The sequence below is a fragment of the Mycobacterium heidelbergense genome (assembly GCF_010730745.1).
Taxonomy (GTDB): domain Bacteria; phylum Actinomycetota; class Actinomycetes; order Mycobacteriales; family Mycobacteriaceae; genus Mycobacterium; species Mycobacterium heidelbergense.
Window position 1 is genome coordinate 1,163,561 of the sequence record NZ_AP022615.1, and the last position, 16,012, is coordinate 1,179,572.

A 16,012-nucleotide genomic window follows, 5' to 3' on the forward strand; every position below is an offset into this window, starting at 1 on the left:
CCGGCGCGGATGCCGCACCGTTACTCCACGATACCTGGTCGTTCGCCCCGGCCAAAATCGTTCCGAGAGTCCTCGGGGGCCGGAATAGCGGCACGACGCCGCAGGTTGGAGACACCATGACCGACGCGCATGCCAGCTCGAAAGCAAGCAAACCCGATCTCGGCCGGTTCGGATCGTTCGGGCGCGGCGTGTCGCCCCAGCAAGCCAAGGAAATCGAGTCCCTGGGCTACGGGGCCGTCTGGGTGGGCGGTTCCCCGCCCGCGGAGCTGGCCTGGGTCGAGCCCATCCTCGAGGCGACGACGACGTTGCAGGTGGCCACGGGGATCGTCAACATCTGGACGGCGGCCGCCAGGCCGGTCGCCGAGTCGTTTCACCGGATCGACAAGGCCTACCCGGGGCGCTTCCTGCTGGGCATCGGTGTCGGCCATCCCGAGGCGCACAGCGAGTACCGCAAGCCGTATGACGCGCTGGCGGAGTACCTGGACCAGCTCGACGAGTACGGCGTGCCGGCCAACCGGCGCGTGGTGGCGGCCCTGGGTCCCCGGGTGCTGAAGCTGTCCGCCGAACGCAGCGCCGGCGCCCACCCCTACCTGACCACCCCCGAGCACACGGCGCGGGCCCGCGAACTGATCGGCCCGTCGGCGTTCCTGGCACCCGAACACAAGGTGGTGCTGACCACCGACACCGAGAAGGCCCGTTCGGTGGGCCGCAGGGCGCTCGACATCTACTTCAATCTCGCCAACTACCGCAACAACTGGAAACGGCTGGGCTTCTCCGACGAGGAAATCACCCGGCCCGGCAGCGACCGCCTGGTCGACGCCCTGGTGGCCTACGGCACGCCGGACCAGATCGCGGCACGGCTGAAACAGCACCTCGACGCCGGCGCCGACCACGTGCCCGTGCAGGTCCTCACCAAGGGTGAAAACCTGGTCTCGGCGCTGGCCGAACTGGCGGGGCCGCTCGGATTGGCCCAGTCTTGAGCTAGCGGACGCCGCGCATCTTTGGAGGGGACCCGATGACCGACGCAGTTGCACTGAAACCCGAGCTGGGCCGGTTCGGCGTCTGGTTGCCCACCCGCTCGGTCACGCCCGGACTGGCCGCAAAGATCGAATCGCTCGGGTACGGCGCCGTCTGGGTCGGCGGGTCGCCGGACGCGGAACTGGCCTGGGTCGAACCCGCCCTCGCGGCGACCGCCTCGCTGCAACTGGCGACGGGCATCGTCAACATCTGGTCCGCGCCGGCGCCGGCGGTCGCCGAGTCCTTCGCGCGCATCGAAAGCGCCTGCCCGGGAAGGTTTTTGCTCGGTATCGGGGTGGGCCACCGTGAGCACACCGAGGAGTACGTCAAGCCGTACGACGCGCTGGTCGACTACCTCGACGCGCTCGACGCCGCGGTGGTGCCAACCAGCCGTCGGGTGCTCGCCGCGTTGGGGCCGCGAGTGTTGCGGCTGGCGGCGGAACGCAGCGTCGGCGCCCACCCGTACCTGACCACCCCGGAGCACACGGCCAAGGCGCGCGAACTCGTCGGGAAGACGGTGTTTCTCGCGCCGGAACACAAGGTCGTGCTGACGACCGACCCCGGTGAAGGGCGCAGGATTGGCCGCGAGACCGTCGAGCACTACCTGGGGCTGAGCAACTACGTGAACAACTGGCTGCGGCTGGGGTTCACCGAAGACGACGTGCGCAAGCCCGGCAGCGACAGGCTGATCGACGCGGTCGTGGCCCACGGCACCCCGGAGGCCGTCGCCCAACGGCTCAACGAGCACGTGGAGGCCGGCGCCGACCACGTCGCGATCCAGGTGCTGGGTGGCTGGAACGAGGAGACGCTGCTGCCCGCGCTGAGCGAGCTGGCCGGGCCATTGGGGCTAACACCCCCGAGCTGAGCATCCCGCTCGGTTAAGGTTTGACCATGCGATTGCTGGTCACCGGGGGAGCCGGCTTCATCGGCGCCAATTTTGTGCACAGCACGGTGCGCGAGCACCCCGAGGACGCCGTGACGGTGCTCGACGCGCTCACCTACGCTGGGCGGCGCGAATCGCTGGCCGACGTCGAGGACGCCATCACGCTGGTGGAGGGCGACATCACCGACGCCTCGCTGGTGGCCACGTTGGTCGCCGAGTCCGACGCCGTCGTGCATTTCGCCGCCGAGAGCCACGTGGACAACGCACTGGACGACCCCGAGCCGTTCCTGCACACCAACGTGGTCGGGACGTTCACCATCCTGGAAGCGGTGCGACGCCACGGCGTGCGGCTGCACCACATCTCGACCGACGAGGTCTACGGCGACCTGGAGCTCGACGACCCGAAGCGGTTCACCGAGTCGACGCCCTACAACCCGTCCAGCCCCTACTCGGCGACGAAGGCCGGCGCCGACATGCTGGTCCGGGCCTGGGTGCGGTCGTACGGCGTGCGCGCGACGATCTCCAATTGCTCCAACAACTATGGGCCATACCAGCACATCGAAAAGTTCATCCCCCGCCAGATCACCAACGTGCTCACCGGGCGGCGACCCAAGTTGTACGGCAGCGGCGCCAACGTGCGCGACTGGATCCACGTCGACGACCACAACAGCGCGGTGCGCCGCATCCTCGACAAAGGCCGCGTCGGCCAGACCTACCTCATCAGCGCCGAGGGCGAGCGCGACAACCTGACCGTGCTGCGCGCGCTGCTGCAGATGATGGGGCGCGATCCCAACGATTTCGACCGTGTCACCGACAGGGTCGGCCACGACCTGCGCTACGCCATCGACCCCTCCTTGTTGTACGACGAATTATGCTGGGCGCCAAAGCATACCGACTTCGAGGAGGGTTTGCGGGCCACCATCGACTGGTATCGCGCCAACGAGTCGTGGTGGCGTCCGCTGAAGGACGCCGCGGAAGCCCGCTACGACGAACGTGGCCAGTGAGGTGAAGGTCCGCGAGCTCCGCGTCCCGGGCGCCTGGGAGATCACCCCGGCCCTCCACGGCGATTCCCGTGGCCTGTTTTTCGAGTGGCTCACCGACCGCGGGTTCACCGGGTTCGCCGGTCATCGGCTGGACGTCCGGCAGGCCAACTGCTCGGTGTCCTCGGCCGGCGTGCTGCGCGGCCTGCACTTCGCCCAGTTGCCGCCGAGCCAGGCGAAGTACGTTACCTGTGTGTCCGGCGCGGTCTTCGACGTGGTCATCGACATCCGCGTTGGCTCACCGACTTTCGGGCAGTGGGACTCGGTCCTGCTCGACGACTCCGCCCGCAGGACGATCTACATCTCCGAAGGCCTGGGCCACGGCTTCCTTGCGCTGCAAGACAATTCGACGGTGATGTACCTGTGTTCGGCGGAATACAACCCGCAGCGCGAACACACCATCCGCGCGACGGATCCGGCCCTGGCGATCGACTGGCCGCTGGTCGACGGCGCCGCCCCCAGCCTGTCCGATCGCGATGCCGCGGCCCCGAGCCTGGACGAGGTGCGCGCCGCCGGCCTCCTGCCCACCTGGGCGGAGACGCAGAGGTTCGTAGACGGCATGCGCAGCACCTACCAAGGGAAGAACCGGTAAGGCCGACGCGAGGCCCGACCGGGGCTACGCGCCAGCCGAATACGCCTTCATGCCGGTGCGCGCCGCGATGTCGGCCGAGGGTCGAACTTCTCCATGACTAATTCGCTAACGTGATAGCACATGCGCTAGCAAGTTTCAGGCAGCATCATTGCCCCACGCGGGTAACCAACGATGCGCCCGGTGGTCATTGTTGCGTTGGCCGCGACACGCTAACCCGCCCCCGGTATGTACGGGGGAAGTCCCTCCGTCGACCACCCCACCGGCTGATTGCGCCACTCTTCTAATCGGATCAGATGCTCGATATGTCCCAGGTCGACGTCCAGCACGAAGACGTATTCCCCAGCCCGCTGGGCGGTGACCTCGTAGGCCTCGGGGTTTGGGCTCTGCAAATCTAGACCGGACGGGCACTCTTCCCGCATCATGGCGCGGATCTCGTTGGCTCGCCGCTCGCCGTCAGCCACCTGGTAAATCGCCACGGTGACCGAGCGGGTGTATCCCGTTTCCCGGTCCCCCCAGCTGCACCACAATGAGTTGTCCCAGAACTTTTCGGCAGCTTCTGAGCTGGGTCTGACGTTGCTCGGCAGCATGTCGCTGATCTGGAAGTAGGGCTCCAGCTTCTCGGCGATGAGATCGCGACGCCCGGTATAGCTCCGCGGCGGTTCGCTCATGTCGCCGCCCCGGTCCGGGATCGCTCGGCGGTTTCGGTGACCACCCGATTGATGTCTTGCGCCTTGGCAGCAAGAAATTTGGCGAACGTGGCAGCACCTGTCGGGGGTCGGGCCCCTGGAGCCACACCAGCCACACCGGCACCGTCGAACTTCTCCATGACTGATTCGCAAACGTGATAGCACATGCGCTAGCAAGTTTCAGGCAGCATCATTGCCCCACGCGGGTAACCAACGATGCGTCCGGTGTCGGTGTGGCCATTGTTGCGTCGGGCGCGACACGCTAACCCGCCCCAGGTATGTACGGGGGAAATCCCTCCGTCGACCACCCCACCGGCTGATTGCGCCACTCTTCTGGCACGTCCGGCAGCGTGAAATCGTTCTGATACGCCGAGCAGCCAACGGTGCGGCCGATATCCAGTGCCACGTCGGCCAATTTGCTCAGGTCGATCCCCGTGCCCATCGGCATGATGTGGATGACGCAGTTGCCCACGACAGCTCTCACATGCCCCAGGTAATTCAGCACGAAGACGTATTCCCCCGCTCGCTGGCCGATGATCTCGTAGGCCTCGGGGTTAGGGCTCTGCAGATCCAGACCGGACGGGCACTCTTCCCGCATCATGGCGCGGATCCCCTCGGCCTCGCGTTCACCATCTGCCACTTGGTCGATCGACACCGTGACGGAGCGGGTGTATCCGGTTTCCCGGTCCCCCCAACTGCACCACAGCGAGTTGTCCCACAATTCCTCGGCAATTTCCGAGGTGGGCCGCATGTTCTTCGGCAGCATCGCGCTGATCTGGAAGTAGGGCTCCAGCTTCTCGGCGATGAGATCCCTGCGCCCGGTGTAGCTTTGAGGCGGTCGGGCCATTCAGTCACCTCCTTCGGTCACGTCAGCCTTCCGTTTGCGGGAAGGCCGTGATGATCTTCCCGTCACTCGCCGAAACAACGACGCGGGTGGTGAACACGTACCTGCCGTCCGGTAGCGAAATTTCTCGATATAGCGCGAATGTGTCGTTGTTTTGGTTGTACTCCACCCGCTCCGGGTACGCCAGCGTGGCACCAATCGCGTAATCGGCGAGGTAGCGCCAATTGCCCGCGGTGGGCCAACGCGTATCGGCGATGTCCTGCCACTCCTTTCCGTGCCTCGCTTGGATGTGTAACAGGCCGTACTTGTCGTTGCCGCAATACAGCACCGAGTCACCGGCGGGCAACGACCGGAATCGCGCGCTGATCGACGCATGGTAGAACGTCCTGACGACCTTGTCCGGGTCCTGGCCGCGGGCCCGGCACGCGCCCCACACCTTCGGTTGGTAGGGAGGAAAAGGCACCGGGGCCGGAGGCGGCTCCTGTGGTTTGGGGCCATATCCGAGAGCTTGGTAGGGCGGATCCAGCGACCCGAGTGTCGCCGCCCCGCCCCGGGATCCCTCGGCGGTTTCGGTGACCACCCGGTTGATGTCTTGTGCCTTGGCAGCAAGAAATTTGGAGAACGTGGCAGCACCCGCGGGGGTGTCTAGGGCCAGCGCCCGCTGATTCGCCACGGCGCTCTCGATGTCGGCCCCGATCGCGTCGAGCTGCCACCGCCCTCGCAGCACGCTGCCATAAGCGGCCCGCAGTGTGGGCACGACCATCCTGTCAGCCGCGCCAGGCACCCGGACGCTCTCAGCCAACACCGTTTCGCGGGCCCGCGCCGCACCGGCACCGAGACCGGTCTCTTCGGACACGGCGAAACGGTAATCAGGCCGTAAACGTGGGACAAGTCACCCGACTTGCCAGCACCAGAAGCGGTTACTAGGATATGCAAGTATTCGCGCATAACCGATATTTCGAGGGCACCCATGACCGCACAGATCCCGCACTTCATCGATGGGAAGCGCACCGCCGGCCAGTCCACCCGCACCGCCGACGTCTTCAACCCCAGCACCGGCGAGGTGCAGGCGAAAGTGCCGATGGCCGGCAAGGCCGACGTCGACGCGGCGGTGGCCTCGGCCGTCGAGGCTCAAAAGGGTTGGGCCGCATGGAATCCACAGCGCCGCGCCCGCGTGCTGATGCGATTCATCGAGCTGGTCAACAAGAACAGCGACGAGCTGGCCGAGCTGCTGTCGCGCGAGCACGGCAAGACGGTGCCCGACGCGCGCGGCGACATCCAGCGCGGCATCGAGGTCATCGAGTTCTGCATCGGGATTCCCCACCTGCTCAAGGGCGAGTACAGCGAGGGCGCCGGCCCCGGCATCGACGTCTACTCCCTAAGGCAGCCGCTGGGCGTGGTCGCGGGCATCACCCCGTTCAACTTCCCCGCGATGATCCCGCTGTGGAAGGCCGGGCCCGCCCTCGCGTGCGGAAATGCGTTCGTGCTCAAACCCAGTGAGCGTGACCCGTCGGTTCCGGTGCGGCTGGCCGAGCTGTTCGTCGAGGCCGGCCTGCCGCCGGGCGTGCTCCAGGTCGTCCACGGCGACAAGGAGGCCGTCGACGCGATCCTGCAGCACCCCGACATCAAGGCCGTGGGCTTTGTCGGCAGCTCCGACATCGCCCAGTACATCTACGCGACGGCCGCGGCGACCGGCAAGCGGTCCCAATGCTTCGGCGGCGCCAAGAACCACATGGTCGTGATGCCCGACGCCGACCTCGACCAGGCCGTCGACGCGCTGATCGGCGCCGGGTACGGCAGCGCCGGCGAGCGCTGCATGGCGATCAGCGTCGCGGTGCCCGTCGGGGAGCAGACCGCGGACCGGTTGCGCGCCAGGCTGATTGAGCGGATCAACAACCTGCGCGTCGGGCACAGCCTGGACCCCAAGGCCGACTACGGTCCGCTGGTCACCGAGGCCGCGGTGGCGCGGGTCCGCGACTACATCGGCCAAGGCGTCGACGCGGGAGCCGAACTGGTCATCGACGGCCGCGAACGAACCAGCGACGACCTGGCATTCGGTGACGCCAACCTGGAGGGCGGATTCTTCATCGGCCCCACCCTGTTCGACCACGTCACGCCCGACATGTCGATCTACACCGACGAGATCTTCGGGCCGGTGCTATGCATCGTGCGCGCTCATGATTACGAAGAGGCGTTGCGGCTGCCGTCGGAGCACGAGTACGGCAACGGCGTCGCGGTCTTCACCCGCGACGGCGACACGGCCCGCGATTTCGTATCCCGGGTGCAGGTCGGGATGGTCGGTGTCAACGTGCCGATCCCGGTCCCGGTGGCCTATCACACCTTCGGCGGCTGGAAGCGCTCCGGCTTCGGCGACCTCAACCAACACGGCCCGGCGTCGATCCAGTTCTACACCAAGGTCAAGACCGTCACGTCGCGGTGGCCGTCGGGCATCAAGGACGGCGCCGAATTCGTCATCCCCACAATGAATTAGAGCCACCATGTTCACCCTGAACGATGACGAGCGGGTCATCACCGAGACGGCCGCCGCGTTCGCCGCCAAGCGCCTCGCCCCGCACGCGCTGGAATGGGATGCCACCAAACACTTTCCGACCGACGAGCTGCGCGAGGCCGCCGAACTGGGCATGGCGGCCATCTACTGCCGCGAGGACGTCGGCGGCAGTGGGCTGCGCCGGCTCGACGGGGTCCGCATCTTCGAGCAGCTGGCCATCGCCGACCCGACGACCGCCGCATTCCTGTCCATCCACAACATGTGCGCGTGGATGATCGACCGGTTCGGCACCGCCGAACAGCGCAAGATCTGGATACCGCGGTTGGCGTCGATGGACGTTATCGCCAGCTACTGCCTGACCGAGCCCGGGGCCGGCTCCGACGCCGCCGCGTTGAGCACCCGCGCCGTCAAACACGGTGGTGACTATGTGCTCGACGGCGTCAAGCAGTTCATCTCCGGCGCGGGCGCCTCGGACGTGTATGTGGTGATGGCACGCACGGGAGAGGCCGGCCCGCGCGGCATCTCGGCCTTCGTCGTCGAAAAGGGCACTGAGGGCCTAAGTTTCGGCGGGCCCGAGGAGAAGATGGGCTGGCACGCGCAGCCCACCGCGCAGGTGATCCTGGAGGGGGTGCGGGTCCCCGCCGACGCGATGCTGGGCGGCGGGGACGGCGAGGGCGCCGGCTTCGGCATCGCGATGAACGGCCTCAACGGCGGACGGCTCAACATCGCGGCGTGCTCGCTCGGCGGCGCGCAGGCGGCCTTCGACAAGGCGGGGGCCTACGTGCGGGAGCGGCGGGCGTTCGGGTCCGCCCTGCTCGACGAGCCGACCGTCCGGTTCACCCTGGCCGACATGGCCACCGGGCTGGAAACCTCGCGGATGATGTTGTGGCGGGCCGCGAATGCGTTGGACGCCGACGACCCCGACAAGGTCGAGCTGTGCGCGATGGCCAAGCGCTACGTCACCGACACGTGCTTCGAGGTGGCGGACAAGGCCCTGCAATTGCATGGCGGCTATGGCTATTTGCGCGAGTATGGTCTGGAAAAGATCGTTCGCGATCTGCGGGTGCATCGAATCCTGGAAGGGACCAACGAAATCATGCGGGTGGTCATCGGCCGGGCCGAGGCCGCGCGGGTGCGTGCCAGCGCGTAGGAGGGTCAGTTGACGGCTATCGCGTTCCTGGGGCTCGGCAACATGGGCGGCCCGATGTCGGCGAACCTCGTCAGCGCCGGCCACACCGTGCGCGGGTTCGATCCGGTGGCCGCGGCCGCCGCGACCGCGGGCGGCGTCGCGGTATTCGACAGCGCCGCCGACGCGGTGGCCGACGCCGACGCGGTCATCACCATGCTGCCCAACGGCGACGTCGTCAAGCGCTGCTACGCAGACATTCTGCCGGCCGCGCGGTCGGGCGCGCTGTTCATCGACAGCTCCACGATCTCGGTCAACGACGCCCGCGAGGTGCATTCGCTGGCGGAATCGCGCGGGGTGTCGCAGCTCGACGCGCCGGTTTCCGGTGGGGTGAAGGGTGCCGTCGCCGGCACGCTGGCGTTCATGGTGGGCGGCGATGAGTCTGCGCTGCAGTGCGCCCGGCCGGTGCTGGAACCCATGGCGGGCAAGATCATTCACTGCGGCGCGGCCGGGGCCGGGCAGGCCGCCAAGGTGTGCAACAACATGGTGCTGGCGGTACAACAGATCGTGATCGGCGAGGCGTTCGTACTGGCCGAAAAGCTAGGGCTATCGGCACAGTCCCTCTTCGATGTCATCACCGGCGCCACCGGCAATTGCTGGGCGGTGCACACCAATTGCCCCGTGCCGGGCCCGGTTCCGACGTCACCGGCCAACAACGACTTCAAGCCGGGCTTCGCGACCGCGCTGATGAACAAGGACCTGGGCCTGGCGATGGACGCGGTGGCCTCGACCGGTTCGTCGGCGCCGCTGGGCACCCACGCCGCCGAAATCTACGCAAAGTTCGCCGCCGACCACGGCGCCTTGGACTTCAGCGCCGTCATCGAGATGTTGCGCTCGAGTTGATTCACGCCGGGTCAGAAGTCGCCGGCGTTGCGCCGCAACGTTTCGATCGATGACACCAGCGCCTCGGATTCGCCGGCGCCCATCCCGATGTCGGCGAACACCTGCTCGTTGAGCGTGACGGTGGCGTCCTCGACGGTGGAACGGCCGAGATCGGTGATCCGCACCAGCGTCGTCCGGCCGTCGGTGGGGTGCGGCACCCGCTGAACCAGCCCGTCGGCCTCGAGCCGGCGGATGGCGTGGGTCACGCTGGTGACGTGAACCTGCAACCGATCGGACGCCTTGGTAATGGGCAGCGCCCCCGTCCGGCTGAACGCCAGCAGCCGCAGCAGCTCGAAGCGGGAAAAGCTCAAGTCGTAAGGGCGCAAGGCATTCTCGACGCGGGCCAGCAGGATCTGGTGCGCCCGCATCACCGACGTGACCGCGACCATGCCCTGCGACACGTCGCCCCATCCGGCGCGCTCCCAGTTGTCGCGCGCCGCAGCGATCGGATCGCGTTTGGATCGTGAGTCGGCCACGCCCTTTCTTACCGCATCCGCGACCCCAGCGTGGCCTTTCCCGTGGCCGACAGCACGGCCAGGGACGACGCGCGGTTGCCCACGGTAATCCGCGCGCCGCCATCCGCGTAACAGCGGACCTGGAGTCCGCTGTCGGCGAATACCTCATGCCACGGCCGACCCCGCCCACCCCTCGACGGCAGGTACACGAAGTTCGCATGCGCGTCGGTCGTGTATATCCCCGTGGCGCTCAGGCGCATCTGAAGATAGCGGCGTTCGGCATTGATCGCCTGAATCCGCTGCAGCAGTTGGCCTTCCGCGTTGTACGACGCCGCCACCGCAAGCAAACTGGTGATCGCGACGCCGAACGGCAGCTGCTGGGCCCACAGCGTCGCGGCCAGCTCCGGCGACGCCACCCCGTACCCGATCCGCAGCCCGGCCAGCCCGTAGGCCTTAGAGAAGGTCCGTACCACCACCACGTTGGGAAAACGCGCGACCAGCGCCGAGACGTCGATCCAGTGCTCGGGGGCGGCGAATTCGATATACGCCTCGTCGAGCAGCACGAAGGTGTCGCGCGGCACCCGGCGCAGGAACCGCAACAGCGCGGCCCCGGGCGCCAGCGTTCCGGTCGGGTTGTGTGGGCGGCACACCACCACCACGCGGGCGCTCGCGGCGGCGTCGGCGAGGCTGTCGAGGTCGTTGTGACCGTTCCTCTCGAGGGGGACGGTCAGCGATTTCAGCCGCGCCATCCGCGCGATGATGGGGTAACCGTCGAAGGTCGGCGACGCCATGGCTATCGCGTCGCCCGGCGTGGTCAGCGCGTGCAGGGCCTGCAACGCCACGCCCGTCGCGCCGGCGCCCAGCACCACGCGGTCGGCGGGCAGGCCGATGCGGTTGGCGATCAGGCCGCGCAGCCGTTCGGGGAGGAACTCCGGATACCGATTCACCGCGTGGATGGAGCGGATCAACGCCGACCGTACCGCCGGCAGCGGCGGGAATGGATTTTCGTTGAGCGACAGCGCAAGTGGGTCGATGGCGTTGGGAAACGCCTCGTCGATTTCGGTGGCGAAGCGGCCGACGGGTTGCATCAGCCCCGCCCGCCCCAGCGCACCGCCGCCGCGCCGGCGAAGTCGCCGGCATGGGCGAAGGCCGCCATCATGACCACGTCGCCGGCCTTGACCTGACCGTCGGCTATCGCGCGGTCGAGGTTGATCGGGATTCCGGCGCCAAACAGGTTGCCGCACTGATCAAAAGTGTCCCGATGGCGTTCGGGGGGCAGCTCGAGCGCGTCGCGCCAATTGCGCAGGAACGCCCGGTTGGGCTGGTTAGTGACCAACAGATCGATGTCCTTGGCGGCCAAGCCGATTCGGTCACAGACCGCCAGCGCCACTTCGGGAACCTGTCGGTTGCCCCGGGCCAGCACCTTGGTGACCTTGCTTTCGGTGAAGCCGATGCTGCCCTCGCCGGGCCCGGCCTGCCACCACTTGCGCGGCGGGTCGTAGGAGAGCGTCATTTCACCGGCGTATTCGCCATAGGTGCGGCATTCGACGTCGAGGATGGGCGACCGGTCACCCACCGTGACCAGCCCGACCGCCGCCCCGTCGCCGGGCACCGCGGACTGCGCCTTGCGGCGAATCGTCGGCTGATCGAAGAACTGCCCGGCGGCGTTCTGTGCGATCGCGATCAGCGCGGTCCGCCCCTCCCCCGCCGACAGCAGTTTGCGAGCCACGTTGAGCGCCAGCACGAACGCGGCGCAGCCGCCGTTGTTCAGGTCGAGCACCCACGAGGGCCGCATGCCCAACCGGTGGGCGATGCCGCCGCCCTGGCCGTAGAACGCCATGTCGGGCACCTGGATGTGGGTGATCAGCACGTCGGCGCCTTCGATGACGTCGTGGCCGTGCCGGTCGATCAGGCCGTGCGCCGCGCGTTCGATCATGTCGATCGAACTCTCGTCCGGCGCGACGTGATGGCGAAACTTCGGGGCGCGGAACATCACGTTGTCGCGCAGGTCGTCGGATCCGGCGAATTGCGCGTAGTAGTCGGCGCCGATCGGGTCGCCGGGCAGGTAGGTGGAGACGTCGATGAGGCTGACGCTCGGCGTGCTCATGATGCGTTCACCCCGCCCTCACCGCATCCATACGGGGGTCACCGGAAGCCCGTTGCGGTGGCGGTACTCGGCGATCGCCTTGAGGTTCTTCAGCTCCAGCAGATGGCCGGCCCCGAACATGTCCCAGAAGTCGCCGACCCACACCGGGCGCTGCGGTGGCGCGGTCTCCGGGTACGGGTTGTGGTCGTAGAACGGGTGGTGGCAATTGGTCCACAGCACAACGGATCCGGGCTTGTCGAGGACGGCCTGGGCGTCGATGACGCGCATCAGATAGATCATCCACAGGTGCTTGCCCTGATCCCACGCGCAGTGGTAGTCGACGGTGCGGGCCTGCGGGTTGGCGACCGTCCGGGTGTAGATCCTGGTCTCCGAACCGAGCCGGTCGTGGGCCAGCCACAGGCCGGGTTCGTCGGTGGGGGTGAAACCGCGCAGGCTGTAGGTCCACTCCTCGAGGCTGCGCGTGTCGGCCATGTACTCGTACAGCTCGTCGGGCGGACAGTCGACGTAGTCGTTGACGGTGCAGTACTCCCCGAAGACCTGATCGTGCGGGTACACCGACCGCATCATGTCCATGATGACCGGGGTGGCCTTTTCCCGGGGGCTGGTTTCGATGCGGGTCACGCCATCGATGGGTGTGTGGATATCCTCAAGCGCTGGCAACGACATCGGCACGATTCTCCTCTACACTCGCAAGCTCTTGTGTGACAGTATCTTTGGCTGATCGACCGGTGAGAAATGGTGCGAACGGCGGGATCTCGTCGGCGGCGCATTCGACGCTGACCACGGCGGGGCCGTCGACGGCGAGCGCCGCGCGCATGGCGGCGGCGAAGCCGTCGAGGTCGCCGACGTCGACGGACGTCAGCCCCGGGAACATGGCCGCCAGGCCGGAACCCAACCGGCTGGAACGGAATCGGTTGTAGCTGTATAGGTCGTCATAGAACAGCTGTTCGCGGGTCACGCACATGGCGTGCGCGTTGTTGTTGAACAACACGAACGTCACCGGCAGCCGGTACTGCACCGCGGTATGAACCTCCATGCCGTGCATGAAAAACGCTCCGTCCCCGGCGATCACGACGGTGCGCCCGCCGGGCCGGCCGCTGCTCGGGCGCCCGAAGGCCATCCCGATGCCGGCGCCGAAGCTGTACCCCATGCCGCCCATGCCGAGCGCCACCGCGAACCTGCCGCCGCGCCGTGCCGGCAGGTAATGGACCGCCGCCGCGCCGGTGTTGCCGGCGTCGACGACGATGTCCGCCCCGTCGGGCACGCAGCCGTCGAGCACCGCCATCGCGTCGCGATAGCGGATGCCCGCGCTCCCGCACGGCGGCGGCGTCAGTTCCGTGCGCCGCACCGCATCGGGCACGCGCACGTGGGTGGGCCGCCCCGCCCCGGACAGCGCCTGGGTCAGCATGCGCAGCGAGCCGCGCAGGTCGTCGGTGTGGACGTGGGTGCACGGAACGTATGGCGGCGCGGAGCCGATGGAGACCGTCGGCACCGCGGCCAGCGCGTCGTCGAGGCCGGTGCGCGCGGTGACCGACAGCCGGGTGCCGACCACCAGGCACACGGCGCTGGCCGCCACCGCTTCGGCCACACCCGGGTGGCCCATGACGCCGGTCACCCCGAGCGCCGACGACGACCCGAGGCCCGGTGTGCCGGCGACGTCCTTCGCGTCGGGCACGGTCGCCACCCGCGCCCGCAGCACCGCGCGCAGCGCTTCCAGTTCCGCGCGGGCGTCGTCGCGGGCCACCTGCTCGCCGACGACGATGGTGACCGGGCCGGTCGCGTCGCGCAGCGCCGAAACGATCGGCTGGGGGTTGCCGATGGGACGCGGGTGCTGCGCGGCATGGCCGTTGCGTTCGGCGTCCACGCATCCCTGCTGAATGTCCTTGGGCAGCAACAAGACCGCCGGGCCGCCGGCGCGCGCCGCGCCGATCGCCCTCGACAGCGCCGGCACGATGTCGGCCGGTGTGAGCACTCGCTCGCACGACACCGACACCGCGGAGAACACCGCCCGCGCGTCCAGCGATCCGTTGTCGCCGCTGGTGTCCTGAAAGCCGCCGCGGCCGTCCATGGTGAGCGGGGTTTGGCCGACCAACGCCAGCACCGGAACCCGGCTTGTCAGCGACTCCCCAAGGGCCGCGACGAGATTCAGTGCCCCGCCGCCCGAGGTCGAGGCCACCACACCCAGCCCGGCCCCGCTGCGGCTGTATCCGTCGGCCATGGTTGCGGCGGAGAATTCGTGCTTGGCGAGTATCGCCGTGATGTCGGGCCGGAAGTGCGCGGCGTCGTACAGATCCTCGATGTTGGCGCCGTCCACGCCGAAGATGTGGTCGACGCCAACCGACGCGAGGCGCTCGACGATGTGGTCGACCACCCGCTGCTTCCTCGGCATGCCTGTAACACGACGCGCGGGTGCCTTCAGTTCACCCGCGCGCCGTGTTTACAGGGAACGCTGCAGCAGGACCTGGCCGCTCTCGGCGGAAACCACTTGCACGGCGGCGATCTGGTCGACCGGCGTCGAGATGCTGCCCGCGGGCGTCGCGGTGTGGCCGGGTTCGGCCACCCACGTCGCCAGCCGGGTTTGGCTGCCGTCGCGCCCCACCACGACCATCGCCAGCGTGTCATGGTGGGCATTCAGCGGGGCCAGGCAGACGCACCTCAGGTTGATCGAAGTCCCCCAGTGCTGGCCGCTGAGCTCCACCGTCGAGGCCAGCAGCGTGGTGCCGACCTGCGCCATGGGCTGCGCGGACGCGGCCACCTGCTGCGCGGGTGCCGAGGTGTACCCGTGCACACCGACCAAGACGCCGATTCCCAGCACCGCGGCCGCGGCGGCCGAGGCGACCCAGGTCACCAGCCGCGCGCGGCGCCGGCGCCAGCGCACGGCGGCCAACAGCGACGGCAACAACTCCGGCGACACCGGCACGGGTTGCGCGGCGCCGGGCTCGTCGATCGCGGCCACCTCTTTCGCGTCAAGCTGCGAAAGCAGGGCCGGCACGCCGCTCAGATCGGCGACGGCCTCCCGGCACGCTGGGCAGCCGGCCATGTGCGTCTCGAACTCGCGACGGTCGGAGGCAGACAACGACCCCAACACGTAGGCGGCATCCCACATCGAGTAGGTGTCGCCGGGAGGGCCGATACTCTGTAGCGGCGTCCTCATTTCATCCATCTCCTGTCACCCTTCAAGTATTTGGAGCCGACCGACAGCTGAGTGGGCTGCGCTGTCATCGGGTAACCCCAAGCTCCTGCAGAGTGAGCCGCAACGCCCGCACGGCATAGTGTAGTCGCGACTTCACTGTTCCTTCGGCTATCTCGAGGTCCGCGGCGATCTGCGCCGTGGACCAACCGCGGTAGTAGGACCGGTCGATCACGGCCCGGTGCTCGGCCGACAATTGGACCATCGCCTCGGCGATCAGCAGCCGGTCCAGCGCCGCGTTCACCTCGTCCGGCGTCGACTGCTCGGGCGCGCCCTCTTCGTCTAGCGAACCGACCACGTTGCGGAACCGCGCGCTGCGCCGGTCGTCGATGATCATGTTGCGGGCCACCGTGAACAACCATGCCCGCGCCGACCGCTCCGTGTCGCCGACGACCTCCGGATGCTGCCATGCCCGCAGCAGGGTCTCCTGAACCACGTCCTCGGCCTGGCTCGCGTCCCCCGTCAACCGGAGCGCGTAGCGCCACAGGACCGCGGCGTGTTCGTCGTAGAGCGCCTTCATCAGAGCGGCTTCGGCTGCCGCGGACGCACTCCTGGTACCGCCCATACGAGCCACTGGACCACCTCCCGCCAATTGACACGAGTCGAGTAGGTGTTTAGTTC

At 67.9% G+C, this 16,012-nt stretch carries 18 protein-coding genes; 7 read left to right on the forward strand and 11 right to left on the reverse strand.

Features of this window, described 5'->3' with window-relative positions:
- Nucleotides 1–116: 116 nt before the first annotated feature.
- The 4 genes from G6N25_RS05485 to rfbC are packed head-to-tail and all read left to right on the forward strand — an operon-like array spanning nt 117 to nt 3,532.
- Nucleotides 117–980 (forward strand): LLM class F420-dependent oxidoreductase, encoded by an 864-nt coding sequence (locus G6N25_RS05485; protein ID WP_083075011.1) that lies wholly within the window; start codon nt 117–119, stop codon nt 978–980.
- Between the two features lie 35 nt (nt 981–1,015).
- Entirely contained in the window at nt 1,016–1,882 is an 867-nt protein-coding gene (locus tag G6N25_RS05490) for an LLM class F420-dependent oxidoreductase (RefSeq protein WP_083075009.1), read from the forward strand.
- A 26-nt stretch (nt 1,883–1,908) separates the two neighbouring features.
- The gene (gene rfbB / locus G6N25_RS05495) at nt 1,909–2,904 is read left to right on the forward strand and encodes a dTDP-glucose 4,6-dehydratase (RefSeq protein WP_083075007.1); all 996 of its coding nucleotides are present in this window, start codon (nt 1,909–1,911) and stop codon (nt 2,902–2,904) included.
- Nucleotide 2,905: 1 nt separating this feature from the next.
- On the forward strand, nt 2,906–3,532 hold the full coding sequence (rfbC, locus tag G6N25_RS05500) for a dTDP-4-dehydrorhamnose 3,5-epimerase (RefSeq protein WP_083075110.1): 627 nt from the start codon (nt 2,906–2,908) through the stop codon (nt 3,530–3,532).
- Between the two features lie 209 nt (nt 3,533–3,741).
- Here rfbC and G6N25_RS05505 read toward each other — a convergent pair whose 3' ends face one another.
- From G6N25_RS05505 to G6N25_RS05520, 4 genes are all read right to left on the reverse strand, one after another.
- Complete coding sequence (locus G6N25_RS05505; RefSeq protein ID WP_163672379.1) at nt 3,742–4,200, reverse strand: hypothetical protein; 459 nt, start codon at nt 4,198–4,200, stop codon at nt 3,742–3,744.
- Nucleotides 4,197–4,385, reverse strand: coding sequence for a DUF4226 domain-containing protein (locus tag G6N25_RS24430; RefSeq protein WP_083075003.1), 189 nt, complete (start codon nt 4,383–4,385; stop codon nt 4,197–4,199). The genes G6N25_RS05505 and G6N25_RS24430 overlap by 4 nt, the downstream gene beginning before the upstream one ends.
- 95 nt (nt 4,386–4,480) lie before the next feature.
- Complete coding sequence (locus G6N25_RS05515; RefSeq protein ID WP_142272727.1) at nt 4,481–4,984, reverse strand: hypothetical protein; 504 nt, start codon at nt 4,982–4,984, stop codon at nt 4,481–4,483.
- Nucleotides 4,985–5,087: 103 nt separating this feature from the next.
- Entirely contained in the window at nt 5,088–5,918 is an 831-nt protein-coding gene (locus tag G6N25_RS05520) for a DUF4226 domain-containing protein (protein ID WP_083074999.1), read from the reverse strand.
- A gap of 114 nt (nt 5,919–6,032) precedes the next feature.
- Between G6N25_RS05520 and G6N25_RS05525 the strand changes: the two genes are divergently transcribed.
- From G6N25_RS05525 to mmsB, 3 genes are read left to right on the forward strand one after another with little or no spacing between them, the layout of a single operon-like run.
- Nucleotides 6,033–7,553 carry a CoA-acylating methylmalonate-semialdehyde dehydrogenase gene (locus G6N25_RS05525; RefSeq protein WP_083074997.1) on the forward strand — a complete coding sequence of 507 codons (1,521 nt, stop codon included), beginning with the start codon at nt 6,033–6,035 and terminating at the stop codon, nt 7,551–7,553.
- 7 nt (nt 7,554–7,560) lie between these two features.
- Complete coding sequence (locus G6N25_RS05530) at nt 7,561–8,721, forward strand: acyl-CoA dehydrogenase family protein (protein ID WP_083074995.1); 1,161 nt, start codon at nt 7,561–7,563, stop codon at nt 8,719–8,721.
- Nucleotides 8,722–8,730: 9 nt separating this feature from the next.
- Complete coding sequence (gene mmsB, locus G6N25_RS05535; protein WP_163672381.1) at nt 8,731–9,600, forward strand: 3-hydroxyisobutyrate dehydrogenase; 870 nt, start codon at nt 8,731–8,733, stop codon at nt 9,598–9,600.
- An 11-nt stretch (nt 9,601–9,611) separates the two neighbouring features.
- Here the strand turns inward: mmsB and G6N25_RS05540 are convergent, their stop codons facing one another.
- The 7 genes from G6N25_RS05540 to G6N25_RS05570 form a co-directional block, all read right to left on the reverse strand.
- A complete protein-coding gene (locus G6N25_RS05540) occupies nt 9,612–10,115 on the reverse strand; it encodes a MarR family winged helix-turn-helix transcriptional regulator (RefSeq protein ID WP_083074991.1) in 504 nt (167 codons plus the stop codon).
- 8 nt (nt 10,116–10,123) lie between these two features.
- Nucleotides 10,124–11,182: a pyridoxal phosphate-dependent aminotransferase gene (locus tag G6N25_RS05545; RefSeq protein WP_083074988.1), complete on the reverse strand. Its 1,059-nt coding sequence runs from the start codon at nt 11,180–11,182 to the stop codon at nt 10,124–10,126.
- Complete coding sequence (locus tag G6N25_RS05550; RefSeq protein WP_083074986.1) at nt 11,182–12,201, reverse strand: 3-oxoacyl-ACP synthase III family protein; 1,020 nt, start codon at nt 12,199–12,201, stop codon at nt 11,182–11,184. The genes G6N25_RS05545 and G6N25_RS05550 overlap by 1 nt, the downstream gene beginning before the upstream one ends.
- Before the next feature lie 18 nt (nt 12,202–12,219).
- Nucleotides 12,220–12,867 carry an SRPBCC family protein gene (locus G6N25_RS05555; protein ID WP_083074984.1) on the reverse strand — a complete coding sequence of 216 codons (648 nt, stop codon included), beginning with the start codon at nt 12,865–12,867 and terminating at the stop codon, nt 12,220–12,222.
- Complete coding sequence (locus tag G6N25_RS05560) at nt 12,848–14,590, reverse strand: thiamine pyrophosphate-binding protein (RefSeq protein ID WP_083074983.1); 1,743 nt, start codon at nt 14,588–14,590, stop codon at nt 12,848–12,850. The genes G6N25_RS05555 and G6N25_RS05560 overlap by 20 nt, the downstream gene beginning before the upstream one ends.
- A 48-nt stretch (nt 14,591–14,638) precedes the next feature.
- Nucleotides 14,639–15,355 (reverse strand): anti-sigma factor family protein, encoded by a 717-nt coding sequence (locus tag G6N25_RS05565; RefSeq protein WP_142272719.1) that lies wholly within the window; start codon nt 15,353–15,355, stop codon nt 14,639–14,641.
- A 64-nt stretch (nt 15,356–15,419) separates the two neighbouring features.
- The gene (locus G6N25_RS05570; RefSeq protein ID WP_083074979.1) at nt 15,420–15,956 is read right to left on the reverse strand and encodes a sigma-70 family RNA polymerase sigma factor; all 537 of its coding nucleotides are present in this window, start codon (nt 15,954–15,956) and stop codon (nt 15,420–15,422) included.
- Between the last annotated feature and the right edge of the window lie 56 nt (nt 15,957–16,012).

Excerpts from the sequence above, each read along its gene's own strand:
- G6N25_RS05485 (WP_083075011.1), top strand. The coding sequence starts at position 117 with ATGACCGACGCGCATGCCAGCTCGAAAGCAAGCAAACCCGATCTCGGC.
- G6N25_RS05530 (WP_083074995.1), top strand. The coding sequence starts at position 7,561 with ATGTTCACCCTGAACGATGACGAGCGGGTCATCACCGAGACGGCCGCC.
- G6N25_RS05560 (WP_083074983.1), bottom strand. The coding sequence starts at position 14,590 with ATGCCGAGGAAGCAGCGGGTGGTCGACCACATCGTCGAGCGCCTCGCG.
- G6N25_RS05490 (WP_083075009.1), top strand. The coding sequence starts at position 1,016 with ATGACCGACGCAGTTGCACTGAAACCCGAGCTGGGCCGGTTCGGCGTC.
- G6N25_RS05545 (WP_083074988.1), bottom strand. The coding sequence starts at position 11,182 with ATGCAACCCGTCGGCCGCTTCGCCACCGAAATCGACGAGGCGTTTCCC.
- G6N25_RS05565 (WP_142272719.1), bottom strand. The coding sequence starts at position 15,355 with ATGAGGACGCCGCTACAGAGTATCGGCCCTCCCGGCGACACCTACTCG.
- G6N25_RS05525 (WP_083074997.1), top strand. The coding sequence starts at position 6,033 with ATGACCGCACAGATCCCGCACTTCATCGATGGGAAGCGCACCGCCGGC.
- G6N25_RS05570 (WP_083074979.1), bottom strand. The coding sequence starts at position 15,956 with ATGGGCGGTACCAGGAGTGCGTCCGCGGCAGCCGAAGCCGCTCTGATG.
- G6N25_RS05550 (WP_083074986.1), bottom strand. The coding sequence starts at position 12,201 with ATGAGCACGCCGAGCGTCAGCCTCATCGACGTCTCCACCTACCTGCCC.
- G6N25_RS05555 (WP_083074984.1), bottom strand. The coding sequence starts at position 12,867 with ATGTCGTTGCCAGCGCTTGAGGATATCCACACACCCATCGATGGCGTG.
- G6N25_RS05505 (WP_163672379.1), bottom strand. The coding sequence starts at position 4,200 with ATGAGCGAACCGCCGCGGAGCTATACCGGGCGTCGCGATCTCATCGCC.
- G6N25_RS24430 (WP_083075003.1), bottom strand. The coding sequence starts at position 4,385 with ATGTGCTATCACGTTTGCGAATCAGTCATGGAGAAGTTCGACGGTGCC.
- rfbB (WP_083075007.1), top strand. The coding sequence starts at position 1,909 with ATGCGATTGCTGGTCACCGGGGGAGCCGGCTTCATCGGCGCCAATTTT.
- G6N25_RS05515 (WP_142272727.1), bottom strand. The coding sequence starts at position 4,984 with ATGCTGCCGAAGAACATGCGGCCCACCTCGGAAATTGCCGAGGAATTG.